General features: G+C 73.8%; 20 protein-coding genes and 1 pseudogene. 16 read left to right on the forward strand and 5 right to left on the reverse strand.

The window, feature by feature from the left end:
- Positions 1 to 317, forward strand: a pseudogene (locus tag GA0070213_RS29960) (hypothetical protein); the annotation flags it as partial.
- 128 nt (positions 318 to 445) lie between these two features.
- Positions 446 to 922 (forward strand): hypothetical protein, encoded by a 477-nt coding sequence (locus GA0070213_RS29965; protein ID WP_091072331.1) that lies wholly within the window; start codon positions 446 to 448, stop codon positions 920 to 922.
- A gap of 112 nt (positions 923 to 1,034) precedes the next feature.
- Here the strand turns inward: GA0070213_RS29965 and GA0070213_RS29970 are convergent, their stop codons facing one another.
- Positions 1,035 to 2,015 (reverse strand): GlxA family transcriptional regulator, encoded by a 981-nt coding sequence (locus tag GA0070213_RS29970; RefSeq protein WP_245716616.1) that lies wholly within the window; start codon positions 2,013 to 2,015, stop codon positions 1,035 to 1,037.
- Between the two features lie 71 nt (positions 2,016 to 2,086).
- Between GA0070213_RS29970 and GA0070213_RS29975 the strand changes: the two genes are divergently transcribed.
- Positions 2,087 to 3,376 (forward strand): MFS transporter, encoded by a 1,290-nt coding sequence (locus GA0070213_RS29975; RefSeq protein ID WP_091072203.1) that lies wholly within the window; start codon positions 2,087 to 2,089, stop codon positions 3,374 to 3,376.
- 4 nt (positions 3,377 to 3,380) lie between these two features.
- Here GA0070213_RS29975 and GA0070213_RS29980 read toward each other — a convergent pair whose 3' ends face one another.
- From GA0070213_RS29980 to GA0070213_RS29990, 3 genes are read right to left on the reverse strand one after another with little or no spacing between them, the layout of a single operon-like run.
- Complete coding sequence (locus GA0070213_RS29980; RefSeq protein ID WP_091072208.1) at positions 3,381 to 4,091, reverse strand: RICIN domain-containing protein; 711 nt, start codon at positions 4,089 to 4,091, stop codon at positions 3,381 to 3,383.
- A 58-nt stretch (positions 4,092 to 4,149) separates the two neighbouring features.
- Positions 4,150 to 4,434, reverse strand: a complete 285-nt coding sequence (locus GA0070213_RS29985; RefSeq protein ID WP_091072334.1) for a DUF427 domain-containing protein — start codon at positions 4,432 to 4,434, stop codon at positions 4,150 to 4,152.
- A gap of 40 nt (positions 4,435 to 4,474) precedes the next feature.
- Positions 4,475 to 5,002 (reverse strand): aminoacyl-tRNA deacylase, encoded by a 528-nt coding sequence (locus tag GA0070213_RS29990; RefSeq protein WP_091072211.1) that lies wholly within the window; start codon positions 5,000 to 5,002, stop codon positions 4,475 to 4,477.
- 36 nt (positions 5,003 to 5,038) lie between these two features.
- Here GA0070213_RS29990 and GA0070213_RS29995 point away from each other — a divergent pair, with 36 nt between their 5' ends.
- From GA0070213_RS29995 to GA0070213_RS30055, 13 genes are all read left to right on the forward strand, one after another.
- Complete coding sequence (locus GA0070213_RS29995; RefSeq protein WP_091072214.1) at positions 5,039 to 6,424, forward strand: FAD-binding oxidoreductase; 1,386 nt, start codon at positions 5,039 to 5,041, stop codon at positions 6,422 to 6,424.
- Positions 6,421 to 7,767, forward strand: coding sequence for a class I SAM-dependent methyltransferase (locus tag GA0070213_RS30000; protein WP_091072218.1), 1,347 nt, complete (start codon positions 6,421 to 6,423; stop codon positions 7,765 to 7,767). The genes GA0070213_RS29995 and GA0070213_RS30000 overlap by 4 nt, the downstream gene beginning before the upstream one ends.
- An 88-nt stretch (positions 7,768 to 7,855) precedes the next feature.
- Positions 7,856 to 8,416: a winged helix-turn-helix domain-containing protein gene (locus GA0070213_RS30005; protein WP_091072221.1), complete on the forward strand. Its 561-nt coding sequence runs from the start codon at positions 7,856 to 7,858 to the stop codon at positions 8,414 to 8,416.
- Positions 8,409 to 9,257 carry an SRPBCC family protein gene (locus tag GA0070213_RS30010; protein WP_091072224.1) on the forward strand — a complete coding sequence of 283 codons (849 nt, stop codon included), beginning with the start codon at positions 8,409 to 8,411 and terminating at the stop codon, positions 9,255 to 9,257. The genes GA0070213_RS30005 and GA0070213_RS30010 overlap by 8 nt, the downstream gene beginning before the upstream one ends.
- A 176-nt stretch (positions 9,258 to 9,433) precedes the next feature.
- The gene (locus GA0070213_RS30015) at positions 9,434 to 10,288 is read left to right on the forward strand and encodes a S1C family serine protease (protein ID WP_245716617.1); all 855 of its coding nucleotides are present in this window, start codon (positions 9,434 to 9,436) and stop codon (positions 10,286 to 10,288) included.
- Between the two features lie 9 nt (positions 10,289 to 10,297).
- Positions 10,298 to 10,531, forward strand: a complete 234-nt coding sequence (locus GA0070213_RS30020; protein ID WP_091072227.1) for a zinc-ribbon domain-containing protein — start codon at positions 10,298 to 10,300, stop codon at positions 10,529 to 10,531.
- A gap of 260 nt (positions 10,532 to 10,791) precedes the next feature.
- The gene (locus tag GA0070213_RS30025; protein WP_091072230.1) at positions 10,792 to 11,862 is read left to right on the forward strand and encodes a hypothetical protein; all 1,071 of its coding nucleotides are present in this window, start codon (positions 10,792 to 10,794) and stop codon (positions 11,860 to 11,862) included.
- Positions 11,863 to 12,007: 145 nt separating this feature from the next.
- Complete coding sequence (locus tag GA0070213_RS30030) at positions 12,008 to 13,480, forward strand: hypothetical protein (RefSeq protein ID WP_091072234.1); 1,473 nt, start codon at positions 12,008 to 12,010, stop codon at positions 13,478 to 13,480.
- Between the two features lie 96 nt (positions 13,481 to 13,576).
- Entirely contained in the window at positions 13,577 to 15,130 is a 1,554-nt protein-coding gene (locus GA0070213_RS30035; RefSeq protein ID WP_091072238.1) for a glycosyl hydrolase, read from the forward strand.
- Positions 15,131 to 15,328: 198 nt separating this feature from the next.
- Entirely contained in the window at positions 15,329 to 17,608 is a 2,280-nt protein-coding gene (locus tag GA0070213_RS30040) for a putative bifunctional diguanylate cyclase/phosphodiesterase (protein ID WP_245716618.1), read from the forward strand.
- A gap of 119 nt (positions 17,609 to 17,727) precedes the next feature.
- Positions 17,728 to 18,360: a hypothetical protein gene (locus GA0070213_RS30045; protein ID WP_091072241.1), complete on the forward strand. Its 633-nt coding sequence runs from the start codon at positions 17,728 to 17,730 to the stop codon at positions 18,358 to 18,360.
- A 54-nt stretch (positions 18,361 to 18,414) separates the two neighbouring features.
- On the forward strand, positions 18,415 to 19,173 hold the full coding sequence (locus GA0070213_RS30050) for a MerR family transcriptional regulator (protein WP_091072244.1): 759 nt from the start codon (positions 18,415 to 18,417) through the stop codon (positions 19,171 to 19,173).
- Between the two features lie 35 nt (positions 19,174 to 19,208).
- Entirely contained in the window at positions 19,209 to 19,493 is a 285-nt protein-coding gene (locus GA0070213_RS30055; RefSeq protein WP_091072247.1) for a putative quinol monooxygenase, read from the forward strand.
- 149 nt (positions 19,494 to 19,642) lie between these two features.
- Here the strand turns inward: GA0070213_RS30055 and GA0070213_RS30060 are convergent, their stop codons facing one another.
- Positions 19,643 to 21,160, reverse strand: a complete 1,518-nt coding sequence (locus tag GA0070213_RS30060) for a GntP family permease (protein WP_091072253.1) — start codon at positions 21,158 to 21,160, stop codon at positions 19,643 to 19,645.
- Between the last annotated feature and the right edge of the window lie 12 nt (positions 21,161 to 21,172).

The raw sequence follows: 21,172 nt of genomic DNA on the forward strand, positions 1-21,172 counted from the left end.
CCGCGGTCGTCTCGATCGCCACCGCCCTGCAGGAGTCGAAGCTGGAGAACCTGGGCCACCTCGGCGACCGCAATGACCACGACTCGCTGGGCCTGTTCCAGCAGCGCCCCTCCAGCGGTTGGGGCAGCCCGGAGCAGATCACCGACCCCGAGTACTCCACCCTGGCGTTCCTCAAGGGCCTCAAGCAGGTCGACGGCTGGCAGGACATGCCGCTGACCAAGGCCGCCCAGACCGTGCAGGTCTCGGCCTACCCGGACGCCTACGCCCAGTGGGAGAAGCAGGCCACCGACCTCGTCAACCAGCACTGGACCAAGTAAGCACACACGTGAAGGCCGGCACCCGAACGACGGGTGCCGGCCTTTCCGCGTACCCGGAACGGGTGAACCGGGCCGGGTAGCCGGGGTGCGGCCGGCGGCGGCAGGGGTTGGATGCGGGCATGGACGAGGTGGACGCCGCCGACCTGCGTCGGGCGTACGACGAACTGCTCGCGGAGGTGGACGCGGGCGGGTTCGGGCCGCCGCCGGAGGGTGAGCTGAGCGCCGAGCAGATCGTCGCGCACCTCGCCGCGAACGACGAGCTGATGAGTGAGGCGACCGAGGCGGTGTTGGCGGGCTCGCCGTTCGCCTACTACGACCTGGACACGGTGCACCGCCCGCAACTCGACGCGCTGGTCTCCGAGTGCGGTGGGCTGGACGGGTTGGCCGCCCTGCTGCGGGCGACCAGCCTGAAACTGTGCGCGCTGGCGCAGCGGCTCGGCCCGGCCGCGGAGACACCGGTGGACACCGTGCTGCGTGAGGGCTTCGACCTCGACGTCGACGACTCACTCCCGTGGGGTCGCGCGCTCGACCTGCACGTCCGGGTCCACCTGCCGATGCACCTGGCCCAACTCCGCGCCCTGCGCCGCCAGCCCCACCCGGCCTGACCGTGCCCGCCCTCCGCGTCGATCTTGGAGTTGTGGCGGTTTACAAGCCTGACGAAGCCCGTATTTCAGGCGCCAAAACTCCAAGATCGACGTGCGGCCCGGCACGCCCAGCTCAGCGCGCGGCGGGCGCGCGGAAGGTGCGGCGGTAGGCGGTCGGGGACACGCCGACCCGGGTGTGGAAGTGCTGGCGCAGGGCGGCGGTGGTGCCGAAGCCGGCGTCGCGGGCCACCCGGTCGACGCTCAGGTCGGTGGTCTCCAACAGCACCCGGGCGTGTTCGGTGCGCTGCTGGAGCAGCCACTGCGCCGGGCTGAGCCCGGTCTCGGAGCGGAAGCGCCGGGTGAACGTGCGGACGCTCATCCGCGCGTGCCCGGCCAGTTCCCGCAGCGTGACCGGTTCGTGCAGCCGCTGCCGGGCCCACTCCCGGGTGGCGGCGGTGCCGGTCTCCGCGACCCGGGGCACCGGCCGTTCGATGTACTGCGCCTGCCCGCCGTCGCGCCACGGCGGCACGACGCAGCGCCGGGCCGCCCGGTTGGCGACCGCGCTGCCGTGGTCGGTGCGGATCACGTGCAGGCAAAGGTCGACGCCGGCGGCCACCCCGGCCGAGGTGAGCACCCGGCCGTCGTCGACGAAGAGCACCTCGGGGTCGAGCCGTACGTCGGGGTGCAGCCGGCGGAAGCGGGACGCGTACGCCCAGTGGGTGGTGGCGGGTCGGCCGTCGAGCAGGCCGGCGGCGGCGAGCACGAACGCGCCGGTGCAGATGGACATGATCCGGGCCCCCCGGTCGTGGGCGGCGCGCAGCGCGGTCGCCACCTCGTCGGCCACCGTGCCGTCGTCGAGCGGCGGCCCCGCGTGGATGCCGGGGACGATCACCGTGTCGGCGGTCGCCAGCAGGTCGAGCCCGTGGTCGGGGAGCACCTGGAAGCCGGCGGTGCTGCGGATCGGCCGGCCGCCGGCGGTGCAGGTGGTCACCGCGTACAGCGGGGTCCGGTCGTCGGTGCGGGCGGCGCCGAGGACCTGGGCCGGGGTGCCGAGGTCGAGGGCGACCACGCCGTCCAGGGCGAGCACGGCGACGCGGTGCGGTACGACGGTCATGGCCCGATTATTGCGCACGATGGCTTTCCGGCCACTCGTCCCGCCCCTCCCGGCCGTCCGAGACTCGGTGGGTGAGAAGACTGCATCCGGCCTGGCTCGTCGCCGCGGTCGCCTTCGTGGCGCTGGTCGGCGCCGCCGGCTTCCGCGCCACCCCCGGGGTGCTGCTGCACCCGCTGCACGCCGAGTTCGGCTGGCCGCTCGCCACCATCTCCGCCGCCGTCTCGGTCAACCTGCTGCTCTACGGCGTCACCGCCCCGTTCGCGGCGGCGCTGATGGACCGGTTCGGGATCCGCCGGGTGGTCGCCTGCGCGTTGCTGCTGGTGGCGGCCGGCAGCGGCCTGACCGTGGCGATGACCGAGAGCTGGCAGCTCGTCCTCTGCTGGGGCGTGCTGGTCGGGCTGGGCACCGGCTCGATGGCGCTGGCCTTCGTGGCGACCGTGACGGGCCGCTGGTTCGTCAGGCGTCGGGGCCTGGTCACCGGTGTGCTCACCGCCGGCGGGGCGGCCGGTCAGCTCGTGTTCCTGCCGCTGCTCGCGGTGCTGGTGCGCGACCACGGCTGGCGTGCGGCGGCACTCGTCGTCGCCGGGGCCGCGCTGGCGGTCGTACCCCTGGTGGTGTGGTTGCTGCGCGAGCACCCGGCGGACCTGGGCCGGCCGCCCTACGGCGCGACCGCTGTCGTCCCGCCGGCCCGGCCGGAGGGCGGCGCGGCGGCCCGCGCGGTCGGCGCGCTGGCCGCCGCCGCGCGGACCCGGCCGTTCTGGCTGCTCGCGGGCGGCTTCGCGATCTGCGGCGCGACCACGAACGGCCTGGTCGGCACGCACTTCGTGCCGGCCGCGCACGACCACGGCATGCCGGAGACGACAGCCGCCGGCCTGCTCGCCGTGGTCGGGCTCTTCGACATCGCCGGTTCGATCGCCTCCGGCTGGCTCACCGACCGGGTCGACGCGCGGCTGCTGCTCGGCGCCTACTACGCGTTGCGCGGGGCGTCGCTGCTGGTGCTGCCGAGCCTGTTCGCCGGTTCGGCCCGGCCGAGCATGCTCGTCTTCATCGTCTTCTACGGGCTGGACTGGGTGGCCACCGTGCCGCCGACCGTGGCGTTGTGCCGGGAGTGGTTCGGCACGTCCGGGGCGGTGGTCTTCGGCTGGGTGTTCGCCGCGCACCAGGCGGGCGCCGCGATCGCCGCGACCGGCGCCGGGCTGGTCCGCGACCGGCTCGGCGACTACGCGGTGGCCTGGTACGTGGCCGGCGCGCTGTCGGTCGGCGCGGCCGGGCTCTCCCTGCTGCTGCGCCGGCGCGGTGCCGCCCCGGCGTTCGCGCTGCCGGTGCCGGCCGCCCGGCGGGCCTGGAGCTACCGGGGCTGACCGGTCAGCCCAGCGCCCACTGCTGCTCGGCGGCGCCGGTGCACGGTGCCTGTTCGAGCTCCCGCCCGGCCTCGGTGCCGGCGTCGTCGACCTGCGCGCACTTGCCGCTGTGCACGGCGACCAGGAGCACCGGGCCGGCGCCGGTCGGATTGAGCTTCCACTGCTGGTTGGGCTGGCCGTTGCAGGACCACTGGAGCACGTCGGCACCGTCGTCGCCGCTGGCGGCGTTGACGTCCAGGCACTTGCCGCTGGCCGCGTTGACCAGCAGGTAGGTGTCGGCGGAGACCGGCGTGACCACCCACTGCTGCTCCGGACCGCCGGTGCAGTCGGCCAGCGCGGCCTGGGCGCCCTCCGGCTCGTCGCCGACGACGCCGACGCAGCGCCCGGACGGCACGCCCCGGATCACCTTCGGGGTGGCCACCGGGGCGGCGGGTGTGGTCGGCTCGGCGCTCGGCGTGGGCGACGGCGCGGCCTCCGTCGTCGGCGGGGCCGCGCTCGACTCGCTCTCCGCCGGGGTCGGCACGGCCGCCGCCGGCACCACCTGCCGGTCGGCCCCGCCGCCCAGCACGCCGGTGGCGAAGAAGACCCCCAGGAGTACGCCGACCAGGGCGACGCCCAGCGCCACGCGCATCAGCGGGTCCCGGGGCAGCCGGACGCCACGGGCGGGGCGGGCCCCGTAGACGGTGCCGGGCGGGGCGGTGTGCGGGTCGGCCATGGGGGCATCCTGACCCACCGGGGCGCCCGAGGGCCAGTCGACCCGTCGGGCCGGTGACTCAGTCGACGACCTGGACGTCCTTCCAGAACGCCACCCGGTCGCGGACCATCTCCGCGTCGGGCTTCGGTTCCGGGTAGTACCAGACCGCGTCCGCGCTGGTGGCGCCGTCGTGTGCGAGCGTGTAGTAGGAGGCGGTGCCCTTCCACGGGCACACCGTGTGCGTGTCCGAGGGGCGGATCAGGTCCTCGCGCAGGGCGGACCGGGGAAAGTAGTGGTTCCCCTCGACCAGCACGGTGTCGTCGCTCTCCGCGACGACCAGGTCGTTCCAGACGGCTTTCGGCATGTCCTCCACGCTATGCCGGTCGCCGCGCGCCGGCCACCGGTCAGCGGGTGGGTTCCGGGTCGGTGACGTCGGCGACGGTCGCGTCGAGCGTGGCCAGCGCCGCGTCGGCGTCCACCGCGACGGCGAGGCCGTGCTCGCCCGCGCCGAGCGTGATCTCCCGGCCGCGCAGCCGCTCGTCGGCGATCACCGGCCAGGCCGTGGTGGACCCGAACGGCGTGATGGTGCCGCGCGCGTAGCCGGTGGCCTCCTTCGCGGCGGCGGCGTCGGGCAGGGACACCCGGTTCACCCCGAGCAGGGCGCGCAGCTTCGGCCAGGACACGACCCGGCCGCCCGGGGTGAGCACGAACAGGTGGTCGCCCTCGCCGCGGCGGACCACGATCGTCTTGACCACGTCCGGCACCTCGACGCCCCGCGCCGCGGCGGCCTCGGCCAGGCCGGCGACCGGCCCGTGCCGGATGACGCGGTACGGCAGTCCGGCGGCGTCGAGGGCGCTGAGCGCGGGGTTGACCATGGCCGTCACGGTAACCCGCGCGTCGCCGACGGGTCGGCGGAAGGCCACCGTGGACATCCCACGAATCGTCGTACCCGGGCGTAAAGTGATCTCATGCGAGCTGTCCGTGATCATGAACGGGCGGTGGGCGCGCTCCGGCGGTCCTACGCCGCGGTGCCCGCCGGCGAGACGGTGCGGCTGGCCAAGCAGACCTCGAACCTGTTCCGCCCCCGGTCCGCGCCGCGGACGCCGGGGCTCGACGTGAGCGGGCTGACCGGGGTGCTCGCCGTCGACGAGGCGGCCCGCACCGCCGACGTGCAGGGCATGTGCACCTACGAGGACCTGGTCGACGCGACGCTTCCGCACGGGCTGATGCCGCTTGTCGTGCCGCAGTTGCGCACCATCACGCTGGGCGGCGCGGTGACCGGGCTCGGCATCGAGTCCACCTCCTTCCGCAACGGCCTGCCGCACGAGTCGGTGCTCGAGATGGACGTGCTCACCGGCGCGGGCGAGCTGGTCACCACCCGACCCCAGGGTGAGCACGCCGACCTGCACCGGGCGTTCCCCAACTCGCTGGGCAGCCTCGGCTACGCCACCCGACTGCGCATCGAGCTGCAACCGGTGGGTCGGCACGTGGCGCTGCGCAACATCCGGTTCACCCGGCTGGAGGAGCTGGTCGACGCGATCGGCGAGGTGGTCGACAAGGGCGCCTACGCGGGTGAGCCGGTCGACGCGATGGACGGGGTGGTGTTCAGCCCCGGCGAGTCCTACCTGGTGCTCGGCGCGTTCACCGACGAGCCCGAGGGGCGCCCGTCCGACTACACCGGGCAGGAGATCTACTACCGCTCGCTGCGCCGCCGCACCCGCGACGTGCTGACCGCGTACGACTATCTCTGGCGGTGGGACACCGACTGGTTCTGGTGCTCGGCGGCGTTCGGGGTGCAGCACCCGGTCGTCCGGCGGCTCTGGCCGCAGCGCTACCGACGCAGCGACGTCTACCACCGGATCGTGCGGCTGGAGCACCGGCACCGGGTGGCCGCCCGGGTCGACCGGTGGCGGGGTCGGCCGGCGCGCGAGCGCGTGGTGCAGGACGTGGAGATCCCGCTGGACCGGACACCCGAGTTCCTCCGCTGGTTCGCGGGGAACGTGAAGATGGATCCGGTCTGGCTCTGCCCGCTGCGGCTGCGCGAGCCGTCCGGCCCGGGTTCGGCCCGGGCCTGGCCGTTATATCCGCTCCAACCGGGCGAGACGTATGTGAACATCGGCTTCTGGGGGAGCGTGCCGATCGCGGCGGGCGCGGCCGACGGCGACGTCAACCGGCGGATCGAGCACATGGTGTCGGAGTCGGGCGGGCACAAGTCGCTCTACTCCGACGCGTACTACGACCGGGCCGCGTTCGACCGGCTCTACGGCGGGGAGACCTGGCGCGCCGTGAAGGACCGCTACGACCCGGATCACCGACTCACCGGACTGTACGAGAAGGCGGTATCCCGAGCATGAGTCTGACCGACCGAACACCGGGGGCGGCGAGCGCCTCCGCCGGACCGCCGCCGGCGGGCGGCCGGCGCACCGGACCCACCGTGGCGGACGTGATCCGCGCGGTCACCGCCGGCGACCTGCCCGTGCGGGTCACCGGCTACGACGGCAGCGCGGTGGGCCCGGCCGACGCCGGGATCACCCTGTCGATCCGCACCGAGCGGGGCCTGTCCTACCTGCTCACCGCGCCGGGTGACCTGGGCATGGCCCGCGCCTACGTCAGCGGCGACCTGGGGCTCGACGGCGTGCACCCGGGCGACCCGTACGAGGCGTTGCGGGTGCTCAAGGACGAGATGCCGTTGCGGATGCCGCCGGTCGCCGACGCGGTGGCCCTGGTCAAGGGGCTGGGCTGGGAGCGGCTGCGGCCACCGCCGCCCCCGCCGCAGGAGGCGGCGCCGCGCTGGCGGCGGGTGATGACCGGGCTGCGGCACTCGAAGGTCCGGGACAGCAGCGCGATCTCGCACCACTACGACGTGTCGAACGCCTTCTACGAGAAGGTGCTCGGCCCGTCCATGACGTACACCTGTGCGGTCTTCCGCAGCCCCGGTGACACGCTGGAGGAGGCGCAGCGGGCCAAGTACGACCTGGTCGCCGGGAAGCTGGCGCTCAAGCCGGGGATGCGGCTGCTCGACGTCGGCTGCGGCTGGGGCGGCATGGTCCGGCACGCGGCCCGGGAGTACGGCGTGCGGGCGCTGGGCGTGACGCTGTCCCGGGCGCAGGCCGAGTGGGCGCAGGCCGCGATCGAGCGGGAGGGGCTGGGCGACCTGGCCGAGGTGCGCCACCTCGACTACCGGGACGCGCCGCGCGAGCAGTTCGACGTGATCTCCTCGATCGGGCTGACCGAGCACATCGGGGTGCGCAACTATCCGGCCTACTTCGGCGCGCTGCGGTCCCGGCTCAAGCCGGGCGGGCGGCTGCTCAACCACTGCATCACCCGCGCCGACAACCGGGCGCCGCACCGCTCCGGCGCGTTCATCGACAGGTACGTCTTCCCCGACGGGGAGCTGGCCGGCCCGGGGCGGCTGATCAGTGAGATGCACGACGCCGGGTTCGAGGTGCACCACGAGGAGAACCTGCGCCAGCACTACGCGCTGACGCTCGCCGGCTGGTGCCGCAACCTGGTCGACAACTGGGACTTCTGCGTCAACGAGGTGGGCGCGGGCACCGCCCGGGTGTGGGGCCTCTACATGGCCGGTTCCCGGATGGCGTTCGAGCGCAACGGCATCCAGTTGCACCAGGTGCTGGCCACGCAGAACGGCCCGGAGGGGGCCAACGGCTACCCGTTGCGCCCCGACTGGACGCCCTGACCCGTACCGACGAGAGGCCGCGCCGGCCGCGCGGCCTCTCGTCGTTCCTATTGACAAAGAAGTTTTGTACGTACAAACTGATTTTGTCATGAGAGACGTCCTGTACCTGGAAGAGCGCGAGCAGGCCGAAGCCCTGCTCAAGCCGCAACGCATCGAGGTGCTGCGGCAACTCGCCGAGCCCCGCACCTGCACCGAGGTCGCGGCCCGGCTGGAGCAGACGCCGCAGCGCGTCTACTACCACGTCAAGCAACTGGTCGCGGCCGGGCTGGCCGAGCAGGTCGCCGACCGGCGGGTGCGCGGCATCACCGAGGGCATCTACCAGGCCGTCGCCCGGTCCTACTGGCTCTCCCCGAAGCTGGTCGGCCGCATCGGCGACGGACGCCGCGTGCGCGACGAGCTGAGCCTCGGCTACCTGCTCGACCTGATGGAGGAGGTCCAGGCCGACATCGCCGCGCTGGACCGCGCCGCACCCGAACTGCCCTCGATCGGTGTGTCCGGAGAGATCCGGGTGCCCGCCGAGCGGCGCCAGGAATTCCTGCACGACCTGCAGTCGACGCTGCGGGACCTGTTCACGCGCTACGGCGGCGCCGAAGGGGACGCCTTCAAACTCGCCGTGGCCTGCTACCCGAAAGGCGACAACCATGAGTGAGCCGCTGACCGTCCGCGCCCGCCTCGCCGCCGACGTGGCGACCGTCCGTCGGGCCCTGACCGACCCGGCCGAGCTGCGCGTGTGGCTGGCCGAACACGCCGAGGTCGACCTGCCCCGGCGCTACGAGTTCTGGGGCCGTTACACGCCCGAGGGCGACGCGCCGCACCAGCGCCTGCTGCACGCCGACGACAAGTCGCTCCGCTTCGCGTGGACGCTCGACGGGGTGGAGACCACCACCGAGTTCGAGCTGGCGCCCGACGGCGACGCCACGATCCTCACACTGCGACAGAGCCACTTCTCGTTCGAGGAGGCGATGAGCGGCAGCACCATCCGCGGCGCACTCCAGACCTACTGGGCGCTGTGCGTCGCCAACCTCAACGCCCACCTGGAGGGCCGGCCGCTGCTGCCGCGCACCGACTTCACCTCCGCCGACCTGCGCGGCGAGCTGCTGATCGACGCCCCGGTCGACAAGGTGTGGACCTCGCTGACCGACTCGGAGCAGGCCAGTGCCTGGTTCGGCTACCCGATCGGGATCGAGCCCTGGGTCGGGGGCCGCTACGCGATGGGCGGCTTCGACGCCGGCTACGCGGCCAAGGTGCTCGACGTGACGCCGGGGCGCGCCCTTTCCGTCGACTGGGGACCCACCGGCGTGACCAACTGGGAACTGGCCGAGTCCGACGGCCGGACGAAGCTGACGTTCGTGCAGTCCGGCTTCGACGAGGGCAACCCCCCGTACGCCGCCTGGACCGGCACGGTCGCCGGCCTGGCCGAGCTCCGCCGCTTCCACGAGCTCCCCACCTGGCAGCCCATCTGGCTCCCCGACGAGGTCCCCGCCACCTGACCGCCCTCCCGCGACCGCCCTCCCGCGCGCTCCGACCCCGCCACCTCGGCGTGCCGGTGTCGACCACGCCGGGAGGGCAGGCGCCTGGCAGCCCTCACCGTGTCTGCACAGGAACGGCACAAGCCAGGCTCAGATCCCCGCGGAATGGTGACGGCATCACCGACCGAGGAGGATCCGTGCACGGTCTCGCCGAGAAACCCGAACCCGCCACCGCCACCGCAGCCGGCGAGAGCGCTCCGGCGGCTGCCGCTCCCGAGACCGGGACACCGCGCCGGCCCGGCCGTCGCCGGCCCCGTCGACTCGTCGCGGCCGGCGTCGCGCTGGTGCTCATGCTCGGCGGCGGCGCCGGCGGGGCGCTGGCCACCGACCGGCTGCTCGACGACGGATCGGTAGCGACCGCGATCCGGGTCGTCCCGGCCGCGACCGGCACCATCGACTCGCTCTCGTCGGTCGCCGCCGGGGTGTCACCGAGCGTCGTCACGGTCACCGCCGACGGCACCACCGGCGGCTCGCTCGGCTCCGGCATCGTCCTCGACGCAAACGGGCTGATCCTCACCAACGCGCACGTCATCGACGCCGGCAGCCGGTTCTCCGTGCAGCTCGCCGACGGACGTACCGCCTCGGCCACGCTTGTCGGCAGCGACGCCGCGGCGGACCTCGCGCTGCTGCGCGCCGACGACCTCACCGGGCTGACCCCGGCGGTGCTCGGCTCCGACGCGACGTTGCGGGTCGGCGACGCGGTGCTCGCCTTCGGCAGCCCACTCGGCCTGGCGGGCACGGTGACCTCCGGCATCGTCTCCGCGCTCGACCGGTCGGTGGACGACATGACCGGGCTGATCCAGACCGACGCGGCGATCAACCACGGCAACTCCGGCGGTGCGCTCGTCGACACCGCCGGGCGCGTGGTCGGCATCAACGTCGCCATCGCCACCACAGGTCAGGACGAGGGCAGCATCGGCCTCGGTTTCGCCATCCCGGTCGACACCGTCCGCACCGTCGTGGACCGCTTAACAGGTGCCGCGAGTGGGTAATGGCGGGCGATGTTCTTCATCTTCGGGCTGCGGACCAAGGTCGACCGCTCCGGCGTCGTCAACCAGGTCTGCCGCCACTGCGGCAACCAGGCCGCCCAGGTGATCACCCGGCGGTCCACCAAGTTCAGCCTCTTCTTCATTCCGCTGATCCCGATCCGCACCCGCTACGCGCAGCAGTGCACGTTCTGCGGCGCCGAGTACGACATCTCCCGAGCCGAGGCCGAGCGCCTCCCGGTCGGCTGACCGTGACCCGCTTCCTCTGCTGGCTGATCGGGCGGCAGCCGGTCACCCCGCCCGCCGTACCGGTGCACACCGCCGCCCGCCCGCCGTGCACGCCCGGCCGCCGACACCGTCGCCGCAGCCGGCCGACGGCGGGCGCGCTGTCCCCCCGCTCCCCGTGGAACCGTTCCGCCGGCCGCTGAGCCGCCGGCGCGGGTGGTGTTAACAAGGGGCCCCTCCTCTACCGGAGGCGTTAACAGGGGCCCCCTCCTTACACTTCACGGGTGGAAGATCGGCTGGGGGAGATTCGGGGTGGGGGGCCGCCGAAGCGGCACAACGCCCGCACCGTCGCGGCGTTGACCGGTAACCCCGGGTGCACCCGGCGCGCCGTGCTGGACAGCGCCGGCGCGGACAAGCCGGCGTTGGCCGAGCGGCTGGGCTTCCCGGCCCGGTTCGGCCAGTCCCGGTTCGCCATCACCCGGGGCAACGCGTTCGAGGCGCAGCTCAAGGCGGACGGCGGGGTGGAGCTGCTGCGCCTGGTGGCGGAGCGGCTCGGCGTACCGGTGCCGGCCGGCGCGACCTGGACGGACCTGGGTGGTGACGACGACCGGCCGGAGCGGTCCCGCGCGGCCTTGACCGCGGGCGGCGTCGGCCCGGCGCTCTTCGACCATCCGCTGCTCGGGCTGGACGTGGCCGGGCGGCGGGTGCACCTGGAGCCGGACCTGGTCGCCGCCCGGCTGGCCGGCCGGTTCCACGTCGTGGAGATCAAGTCGTTCCCGGTGATCGACGGGCAGGCCGACCCGGCCAAGGTGGCCGCCGCCGCGATCCAGTCCGCGGTCTACGTGCTGGCGCTGCGCGAGTTGCTGGCCGCCGAGGGACATGATCCGGAGCTGGTCTCGCACGAGGTGGTGCTGATCTGTCCGCGCGACTTCGGCAACCGGCCGGTGGCGAGCCTGCTCGACGTGCGCAAGCAGTTGCTGGTGCTGCGCCGCCAGCTCGCCCGGATGGCCCGCGTGGACGACCTGCTGGCGACCGTGCCGGCCGGGTTCACCGCCGATCCGGCCGCCGATCCGGCGGCGCTGGCCGCCGGGCTGCGCCAGGTGCCGGCCCGCTACGCGCCGGACTGCCTGGCCGTCTGCGAGCTGGCCCAGTTCTGCCGGCACGAGGCGCGCGGCCACACCGGGGCGCTGGGCCGGCCGGTCCGGGAGGCGCTCGGCGGCGTGGTCGAGGTGGCGGACGTGCTGGCGCTCGCCGAGGGTGGGCGCGCCCCCGAGCCGGAGCAGGCGGAGGCGGCCGCGCTGCTGCGGGCCGCCGCGCGCCTGCGCGCCGACGCCCTCACCGGAAACCCCGCATGAGTACGCCGACAGGCGCGCGCCGGCCCGCGCCACCTGAGCGCCGGGTGCCCGCCGGGCCGGTGCCGGGTGGAGCCGCTCCGGTGGGCCGGGTGCGGCGTGGCGGCGGCCCGCCCGCGGGGCCCCGACGTCGGGTCGGGGGGTCGCGGTGAGCACGCTGCGCGCGCTGGCCCGGGCGCAGGCGGTCGCCGCCGGGCGGGCCCAGCCGGTGGCCACGGTCCGGCACCTGCACCTGTCGGACCGGCCGCTGGTGCTGGTGCCGCTGGCCCTCGCGGGTGAGGCGAACGCCCCGCTGGCCGCGCTGGTCGGCACCGCGCCGGACGAGGCTCGGCTGCTGCTGGTGCCGCAGCCGCGCAACCGGGACCAGCGGTTCGCGTTCGCCGCCGAGCTGGCCGGCGTCCTGCTGCCGTACCTGGACTCGTTCCGGGGCGGGACCGAGGCGGTGGCGGTGGACCGGGGGCGCGACGTCCGCCACCGGTACGTCGACGCGCCGCAGCTGCTGGTGCCGAACCCGGCCGGGATCACGTTCCTGCGGCTGTTCGGCCGGTCCACCCGGTTCCGGCGGCCGGACGGCGACCATCCGGTGCACCCGTCGGTGCCGGTGCTGGGTCGCTGGTTGACGTTCTTCGCCGAGCGCGCCGAGCAGCCCGGCTCGGCGGCGCTGGTGGCGCTCACCGACGCGTTGACGCTGCACTGGGCGACCGGGCAGAGCGCGGTGGAGGATCTGCACCTGCCGGCGGTGCTGGGCTGGCTGGACCCGCCGCCGGGGTCGACCGGCGCCGAGGCGGCGGCCCGGGCCGAGGATCCGGCGGTGTGCCCGCCGGCCGGGCCGGCCACCGACCCGGACTTCGACAACCACCGGCTCGCCCCGGCGATCGAGGCGTACGCCGCCGCCGAGGACGACCCGGTCGCCCGCGCTGCCGCGTACGACGTGCTTGCCGGCCTGCTGCGCGACCAGCTCGCGCCGACCTGGGAGCTGATGTGGCGCGGGGTCGGGTTGTTGCGGGCGGTGCCGCCCGGCGCGCGGGTGGCCGGCCGGTGGGCGGGTGACCGGGACGCGTTCACCGCGCACGCCGAGCACGTGGACGCCGGCGGCGGCCCGCAGCCGCGCCGCGACGGCGCGGTGGCGGCGGCGCTGCGGTTGCAGCGGCTGGAGCGGGCGCTGACCGGGTGGGCGGTGCAGCGGGCGTACGACGATCCACTGGTGATGGCGGAGCACCGGCTGGCCGGGGAGGCGTTCGTGGGCGAGGTGACGCTGGCGGACCCGAAGCGGGTGGACGACTCCGGGAGGCGTCCGGTGCTGCGGCCCCGGATCCAGGTGGTGACCACCGAGCCGGTGCCGATGCCGGTGGGCGCGACGCTCTTCTCGCCGGCCCGGCCGGGGCAGAAGGCGACCGTGGTGTTCGTGACGCCGGGCGCCGACGGGAAGACCGATGTGGTGCTGGAGTTGTCGGGCGGGATGGGGCGCGGCCTGACCGCGCCGGCGGGCAGCGTGCCGGAGGTGGGGGAGCGGATCTGCCTGACCAGCCTGTCGGACGGGTTCCTGCCGGGTGGCGCGTTCCCGGCGCCGGAGGAGACGCCGTGGACGCACGGCGGTCCGCCGGAGCAGCACGCGGAGTAGCGGTATCAACTCATTTACATGCTTGAAACTTAATCGGTTCAGTAGTGCACTGGTGGGCACCCACACCACCGCCGTCCTGACCCGAAAAGGTGACCCATGCGAAGCAGCAGGTTCCGCCTCGCGTCGACCGCCGCCGCCACCGTCCTGGCCGCCGCCACCGCGCTCTCCGTCGTCACCCCGGCCGAGGCGCACACCGTCTCACCGGTCAACGCCAACGCCTCCACCGCCACCCGCAACGTGCTCAACTGGCTGGCCCACCTGCCCAACCGGAGCAGCAACCGGATCGCCTCCGGCTTCTTCGGCGGCTACAGCAACAGCGGCTTCTCGCTCAGCCAGACCGAGGAGCTGCGCACCGCCACCGGCCAGTACCCGGCGATCCTGAGCTGCGACTACGGCTCCGGCTGGGCGACCAACAACGACATCACCGCGCTCGTCGACTACTCCTGCAACCCGGCGCTGAAGTCCTGGTCCGCCAGCGGCGGCCTGGTCACCATCAGCGTGCACCTGCCCAGCCCGGCCAACGCCAACGGCGGCGGGCTGAACACCCCGATGGGCAACTTCGCCGACCTGCTCAACCCCTCCACCGCGGCCGGCGCCCGCTGGCGTCAGCTCCAGGACAAGATGGCCGCCGGCCTGCAGGATCTGGAGAACGCCGGAGTGCCGGTGCTGTTCCGGCCGTTCCACGAGGTCAACGGCGACTGGTTCTGGTGGGGCAACCGCGACGCCAACACGTTCAAGCAGGTGTGGCAGCAGATGTACACCTACCTGACCGGCACCAAGGGGCTGGACAACCTGCTCTGGGTCTACTCCGCCGACTTCAGCCGGGGCAACCGCACCGCCTACTACCCGGGCGGCTCCTACGTGGACGTCGTCGGGATGGACGCCTACGACGACAACCCACAGGTCTCCGGCATCCAGTCCGCCTACAGCGAGCTGGTCGGGCTGGGCAAGCCGTTCGCGTTCGCCGAGATCGGGCCGGACAGCCAGGGCTCCTTCGACTACGGGCGCTGGGTCACCGCGTTCCAGCAGAGCTACCCGAAGACGTCCTACTTCCTGGCCTGGAACGACGGCTGGGGCCCGGCCCGCAACTCCGGCGGCAGCACGCTGTTCAACAACTCCTGGATCGCCAACCGGGGCGAGGTCGACCTCGGCAACGTGACCGAGCCGGGCGGCGGCGGCACCACCCCGCCCCCGTCCGGCGGGACGCTGCTCAACGGGTTCGAGTCCGGCACCGAGGGCTGGACCGGGACCAACGTCACCGGCGGGCCGTGGCAGGTCACCGAGTGGGCGTCGCAGGGCACCCGCGCGCTGAAGTCCGACGTCAACCTGGCCGCCGGGGCGGCGTACCTGAAGAAGACCGCCACCACCAACCTGAGCGGGCGCGGCACGCTGCGGGCCACCGCGCGGGTCGCGCCGTGGGGCAGCTTCGGCGCCGGGAGCCAGGCCAAGCTGTACGTCAAGACCGGCGCCGGCTGGCAGTGGTTCGACGGCGGCACGGTGGCCGTGACATCGGCCGGGGTGAACCTGTCGCTGCCGCTGTCCGGGGTGGCCAACCTCGGCGACGTCCGGGAGATCGGCGTGCAGTTCGTGCCCGCCGGCGGCGCGAGCGGCACCTCGGCGATCTACGTGGACAACGTGACCGTCCAGTGAGGATGCCGGTCCGGCCCGGCCACGTGCCGGGCCGGACCCGTGCGCCCGCGCAGGTCCGGTGACCGACAACGCACGACTCTGGCGGCGGCTCCCGGCGCTGACTAGGCTTGCGCCGTTCGTCGTCCGCCGTCCGGTCCTCGTCGCCGAGGGCGCACGTCTGGAAGAGAGCCGGAGCGCATCGTTGTCCCCCAGCACGACGTGAGCCTCGCCGTCGCGGCGCCGGCCCGTCACCCGCTCGTCGGCCGTGTCGGACTCGTCGCGGCCGCCGTCGTCGTACTCGGGGAGATGGTCTGGCTCGTCGCCGCCCTGCCCGGCGCGGCGCTGGTCAGCGACCTCGGCGCGATGACGGTCTCGACCTGGGCGGCGGTGCTCTGCGCCGGCGCGGCCCGCAAGCACCCGGCCACCCTGCGGCGGTTCTGGGGGCTCCTCGCGGCCACCATGCTGCTCGCCGCGCTCGGCCGTACGGTGTGGACTGTCGAACGCCTCGACGGCATCGACCTGCCGCACACGCCGCTGGTCGGTGGCCTCTTCACCGCCGGCATCGTCACCGGCACGGCCGCGCTGCTCTGCTCCCGGGCCGGCCCGCGCAGCGCGATCGGGCAGGCCCGCACGCTGCTCGACGGCGTGATCGTCGCGCTGGCCCTCATCCCGGTCGGCTGGGTGGTGGTGTTCCGCGACCTCGCCGACGCCGACCTGGCCGACCCGCTGCGCACATTCGGGCTGCTCTACCCGATGTTCGACCTGATGCAGCTCACCATCCTGGTGGCGGTCGCCGGGCCGGGTCGGCACATGTGGCGGGCGCTCACCGTGATCGGCGCCGGGCTGGCCATCCGGGCCGGCGCCGACGCGGTCTACGTCTCCCTCGTCGCGCACGGCAGCTACGCCCCGGGGCACCCGGTCGACGTCTGCTGGCCGCTGAGCTACCTGCTGGTCGGGCTCGCCACCCGCTACCCGCCACCGGGCGGCGGGGACGCCGACGACGACGCCGGTGAGTCGCCGCTGCCGCCGTGGTGGCGGGTCGCCCTGCCGTACCTGCCGGTGGGCGGCGCGATCGTCGCGGTGATGCTGTCCCGGCAGCCCACCGGGCAGACCCCGCACCTGGTCTTCGTCGGCATGATGGCGCTGCTCGGCGTGCTCGCGCTGCGCCAGGGGCTGGCCGCCAACGAGAACCTGCGGCTGGTCGCCCGGCTGCGCCGGCTCGCCTACTCCGACCAGCTCACCGGCCTGCCCAACCGGTTGACCTTCATCCGGCGGCTGCGTCGCGCGCTGCGCGAGGGCGGGCCGGTCGCCGTGGTGCTGCTCGACCTGGACGGCTTCAAGCAGGTCAACGACCGGTTCGGGCACGCCGCCGGGGACCGCCTGCTCACCACCATCGCGGAGCGCATGCGGGACGCGATCGGCCCGGACGGGATGATCGCCCGGCTCGGCGGCGACGAGTTCGCCGTGCTGGTCGCCGGCGACCGTCCGGTCGCCCCCGAGCGGCTCGCGGTCCGGCTGCTCGCCGCGCTCGAACCGCTGCCCGGGGAGGAGGACCTCGGCGTCCACCCGTCGGCCAGCATCGGCATCGCCGAGTACGGCCCGCAGCACAGCTCGCACACCGATCTGCTCCGCGACGCCGACATCGCGATGTACGCGGCGAAGGCGGCCGGCAAGTCCGCGTGGCGCACGTGCACGCCGGAGCTGCGCGAGTCGGCGGTCAGCCGGGCCGAGTTGATCGCCGACCTGCGCCGGGCGGTCGACGAGGGTCAGTTGCTGATGGAGTTCCAGCCCATCGTCGACCTGGCCACCGGCACGGTCCGCAGCGCCGAGGCGCTGGTCCGTTGGCGGCATCCCCGTCTCGGCGTGCTCCCCCCGGCGAAGTTCCTGCCGTTGGCCGAGGAGACCGGGCTGATCCTGGCCATCGACCGGTGGGTGATCCACGAGGCGTGCCGGGCGGCGGCGACCTGGCGCGAGCAGGCGCCCGAGGTGACCGTGGCGGTCAACATCGCCGCCGCCCACCTGTGCCGGCCCGACCTGATCGCCACGGTCACCGGCGCGATGGGCGCGGCCGGCCTGCCGCCCCGCGCGCTCACGCTCGAACTCACCGAGTCGGCGCTGATCGAGGGCAGCGAGGCGGTGCTCGACCGGCTGGCCCAACTGCGTGACCTCGGCATCCGCATCGCCATCGACGACTTCGGGACCGGCTACTCGTCGCTGAGCTACCTGCATCGGATCCCGGCCACCGAACTGAAGATCGACAGGTCCTTCGTGTCCCGGCTGGACGCCGGCGACGCCCGCGCGTACGCCACCGTGGAGATGGTCAACCGGCTGGCCGGCGCGTTCGACCTGGCGGTGGTGGCCGAGGGGGTGGAGACCGGCGCGCAGCACGCGGCGGTCACCGCGATCGGCTGCCGGCAGGGTCAGGGCTGGCGGTACGGCCGCCCGACCGCCCTGCCGGACCTGCTGCCCACGCTGACTCCCGCCGACGTCATCCGCTGACCGACCCGGATCGACGCGGGTCGAAGGTCCCGGGTGGGACGGGGGATTCGACCCTGCTCCCAGCACCCCGGCCGCCGCCACGATGGTTCCCGTCAACCCCCTCCAGCCGGGAGCCAGAGATGAAGCGACGGACGCTCGACCTGTTGTTCAGCATCGGCGGACTGGGCCTCGCGGTCCTGCTGCTCGTCGTCGGCGTCGTCCTGACGACGAACGCCAACTTCGCCAACAACTACGTGCACGACCAGTTGGCCGCCCAGCACATCAGCTTCAAGCCGGCCGGCCAGCTCACCGACGAGGAGAGGAAGTCGGCCTGTCTGCGCGAGTACGCCGGTCAGCAGCTCACCACCGGCAAGCAGGCCGAGTGCTACGCCAACGAGTTCATCGGCCTGCACCTGACGTCGATCGCCGGCGGCAAGACGTACGCCGACCTCGGCGAGCCGCAGACCGCGTTGCGCGAGCAGGTGGCCCAGGCCGAGCAGGCCAAGGCCGCCAACCTGGCCGACCTGCAGAAGCAGCTCGCCGACGTGAGCGCCCAGCGGGACACCGTGTTCAAGGGCGAGACGCTGCGCGGCCTGCTGCTCACCTCGTACGGTTTCAGCGAGTTCGGCCGTAAGGCCGAGCAGGGCGCGCTGGCCATGTACCTCGGCGCGGCGCTGCTCCTGCTGCTGTCGGCCGCCGGCCTGGTGCACGCCGTACGCACCCCGGCGAACGCGGCCTTCGCCGCCCCCGAGCAGGAGAGAATCACGAACTGACTTGACCCTCACGCCGCGGGAGGCGGCAGCCTCGATCGGGCAAGGGAGGGAACGATGGCGTACACGGTGGGAGAGGTGGCGCGTGCGGCCCGGGTGACGGTCCGCACGCTCCACCATTACGACGAGATCGGGCTGCTGCGGCCGAGCGGGCGTACCCCGGCGGGTTACCGCCGCTACGACGACGCGGACCTGGACCGCCTGCAGCTCATCCGCTACTACCGCGAGCTGGGGTTCCCGCTGGACGAGATCGCCGAGATCCTGGACGACCCGGCCGCCGACCCGGCGGCGCACCTGAGCCGGCAGCACGAGTTGCTGTCCGGGCGGATCGGCAAGCTCCAGGAGATGGTGGCGGCGATCGAGCACGCGATGGAGGCGAGGAAGGTGGGGATTCGGTTGACGCCGGAGGAGCGGTTCGAGGTGTTCGGGGACTTCAACCCGGACGAGCACGCCGAGGAGGTCGAGCGGCGGTGGGGTGACACCGAGGCCTACCGGCAGTCGCAGGAGCGGACCAGTCGCTACTCGAAGGAGGACTGGCTGCGCAACAAGGAGGTCAACGAGGACTGGGGCCGGCGGTTCGCCGCGCTGATGGACTCGGGCGCGCCGGCCGACGGGCCGGAGGCGATGGCGCTGGCCGAGGAGCACCGGCAGCTCATCACCGAGTGGTGGTACGACTGCCCGCTGGAGCTGCACACCGGGCTGGCCGACATGTACGTGGCGGACCCGCGGTTCACCGCGTACTTCGAGACGATCCGGCCCGGCATGGCGGCCTACCTGAACGAGGCGATCCACGCCAACGCGATCAGCCGGGCCTGACCCCGCGCCGCCGGCACTCCTGGCACGATGACCGGATGCTCATCGTCGCCGGCACCCTCTACGTCGATCCGGCCCGGCGGGACGCCTACCTGGCGTCCTGCGCCGACGCCGTCCGCGCGGCCCGCGCCGCGCCCGGCTGCGTCGACTTCGCGGTCAGCGCCGACCTGGTCGAGCCGGGCCGGATCAACGTGTACGAGCGGTGGGAGTCCGACGAGCAGCTGCTCGCGTTCCGGGGCTCCGGCCCGGACGCCGACCAGGTGACGGCGATCCTCGGCGCCGAGGTGCACAAGTTCCGCATCGCCGGCGTCGAGGCCCCGTGAGCGCCCGGCGTCCTGACCGCGCCGAGTCCTGACGGCGCCGGGCCAGGATCGCCGGGACCTCGACCGCCGGTGCCGGCTGGTCGCCGCTCGTGCTTGGCGTGCCGGGGCGGGCGCGGGTTGCGGTTGCGGTCGCGCCTGCGGACGGACGGCTAGATGAAGACGTCGAGCAGAAGGACGCCGAGGAAGCCGACCACCGAGATGATGGTCTCCATCACCGACCAGCTCTTGATGGTCTGCCCCACGGTCAGCCCGAAGTATTCCTTGACCAGCCAGAAACCGGCGTCGTTGACGTGCGAGAAGAACAGCGAACCGCAGCCGACCGCCAGCGCCAGCAGCGCCACCTCGGGGCCCTGGAGCGTGCCGGCCAGCGGCGCGACGATGCCGGCGGCGGTGATGGTGGCGACGGTGGCCGAGCCGGTGGCGACCCGGATGCCGACCGCGACGAGCCAGCCCAGCAGCAGCGGCGACAGGTTGGCGCCCTCGGCCGCGTCCGCGACCAGGTTGCCCACGCCCGCGTCGACGAGCACCTGCTTGAAACCGCCGCCGGCGGCGACGATCAGCAGGATGCCGGCGATCGCCGGCAGCGAGCCGCCCAGGAAGCCGGAGACCTGACTGCGGCTGAAGCCGTTGCGGTAGCCCAGGAAGATCATGGCGAAGATGACGCCGGCGAGCAGGGCGATGATCGGGGTGCCGGCGATGTCCAGCGCCTTGCGCCCGGCGGTGTCCTCGCCGAGGGTCAGCTCGCCGATGGCCCGCAGCAGCATCAGCGCCACCGGCAGCAGCACGGTGACCACGGCGGCCCAGAGCGCGGGGGCCCGGCGGGAGCGCGGCCCGGCCGGCTCGTCGATCGACGCGCCCGGACGCCCGGTGCCCGGGTTGACCAGGTCGTCCTCGGTGACCAGGTCGCCGTCGGCGTCGACCCGGCCGTCGCCCGGGCGGGTGGGGCTGCGGTCACCGGCGACCGCCAGGTCGCGGCGGGTGGGCAGCAGCGCCTCCGGCGCGGTGGCCGGCACGTACCGGGCGATGATGTTGCCGAAGACCGGACCGGCGATGATCACCGTGGGGATCGCCACCAGCAGGCCCAGCGCGAGCGTCTGGCCGAGGTTGGCGCCGAGCGCGTCGATCGCCACCAGCGGGCCCGGGTGCGGCGGCACCAGGCCGTGCAGCACCGACAGGCCGGCCAGCGCCGGGATGCCGATCTTCATGAGCGGCACGTCGACCCGGCGGGAGACCAGCAGCACGATCGGCACCAGCAGCACCACGCCGACCTCGAAGAAGAGCGGCAGGCCGATGAGCGCGGCCACCCCGGCCATGGCCCACGGCAGCGCGCCGCCGGAGACCCGGCCGACCACCCGTTCGACGATGCTGTCCGCCCCGCCCGACTCGGCGAGCATGCCGCCGATCATCGCGCCGAGCGCGATCAGCAGGCCGACACCGCCGACCGTGGAGCCGACCCCGCCGCTGAACGAGGTGACGATCTTGTCGGCGGAGACGCCGGCGACCACGCCCAGCACCGCGGCGCCGAGGATCAGCGCCAGGAACGGGTGCACCTTGCCCCAGGCGATGAGCAGCACCACCGCGGCGATGCCCAGCAGGGCGGCGACGACGAGTTGGGTGTTGCCGGCGTTCGTGAGTGGTTCCGCCGGAGCGGCGAGCAGTGTTACCACGGCAATCACGAC

The sequence above is a fragment of the Micromonospora humi genome, from assembly GCF_900090105.1.
Classification (GTDB): domain Bacteria; phylum Actinomycetota; class Actinomycetes; order Mycobacteriales; family Micromonosporaceae; genus Micromonospora; species Micromonospora humi.

Bases quoted from the DNA above. Each gene is read 5' to 3' on its own strand.
- GA0070213_RS30020 (WP_091072227.1), top strand. From the start codon at position 10,298: ATGTTCTTCATCTTCGGGCTGCGGACCAAGGTCGACCGCTCCGGCGTC.
- GA0070213_RS30050 (WP_091072244.1), top strand. From the start codon at position 18,415: ATGGCGTACACGGTGGGAGAGGTGGCGCGTGCGGCCCGGGTGACGGTC.
- GA0070213_RS29980 (WP_091072208.1), bottom strand. From the start codon at position 4,091: ATGGCCGACCCGCACACCGCCCCGCCCGGCACCGTCTACGGGGCCCGC.
- GA0070213_RS30055 (WP_091072247.1), top strand. From the start codon at position 19,209: ATGCTCATCGTCGCCGGCACCCTCTACGTCGATCCGGCCCGGCGGGAC.
- GA0070213_RS30035 (WP_091072238.1), top strand. From the start codon at position 13,577: ATGCGAAGCAGCAGGTTCCGCCTCGCGTCGACCGCCGCCGCCACCGTC.
- GA0070213_RS29995 (WP_091072214.1), top strand. From the start codon at position 5,039: ATGCGAGCTGTCCGTGATCATGAACGGGCGGTGGGCGCGCTCCGGCGG.
- GA0070213_RS30045 (WP_091072241.1), top strand. From the start codon at position 17,728: ATGAAGCGACGGACGCTCGACCTGTTGTTCAGCATCGGCGGACTGGGC.
- GA0070213_RS30000 (WP_091072218.1), top strand. From the start codon at position 6,421: ATGAGTCTGACCGACCGAACACCGGGGGCGGCGAGCGCCTCCGCCGGA.
- GA0070213_RS30005 (WP_091072221.1), top strand. From the start codon at position 7,856: ATGAGAGACGTCCTGTACCTGGAAGAGCGCGAGCAGGCCGAAGCCCTG.
- GA0070213_RS29970 (WP_245716616.1), bottom strand. From the start codon at position 2,015: ATGACCGTCGTACCGCACCGCGTCGCCGTGCTCGCCCTGGACGGCGTG.
- GA0070213_RS30010 (WP_091072224.1), top strand. From the start codon at position 8,409: ATGAGTGAGCCGCTGACCGTCCGCGCCCGCCTCGCCGCCGACGTGGCG.
- GA0070213_RS29985 (WP_091072334.1), bottom strand. From the start codon at position 4,434: ATGCCGAAAGCCGTCTGGAACGACCTGGTCGTCGCGGAGAGCGACGAC.
- GA0070213_RS29990 (WP_091072211.1), bottom strand. From the start codon at position 5,002: ATGTCCACGGTGGCCTTCCGCCGACCCGTCGGCGACGCGCGGGTTACC.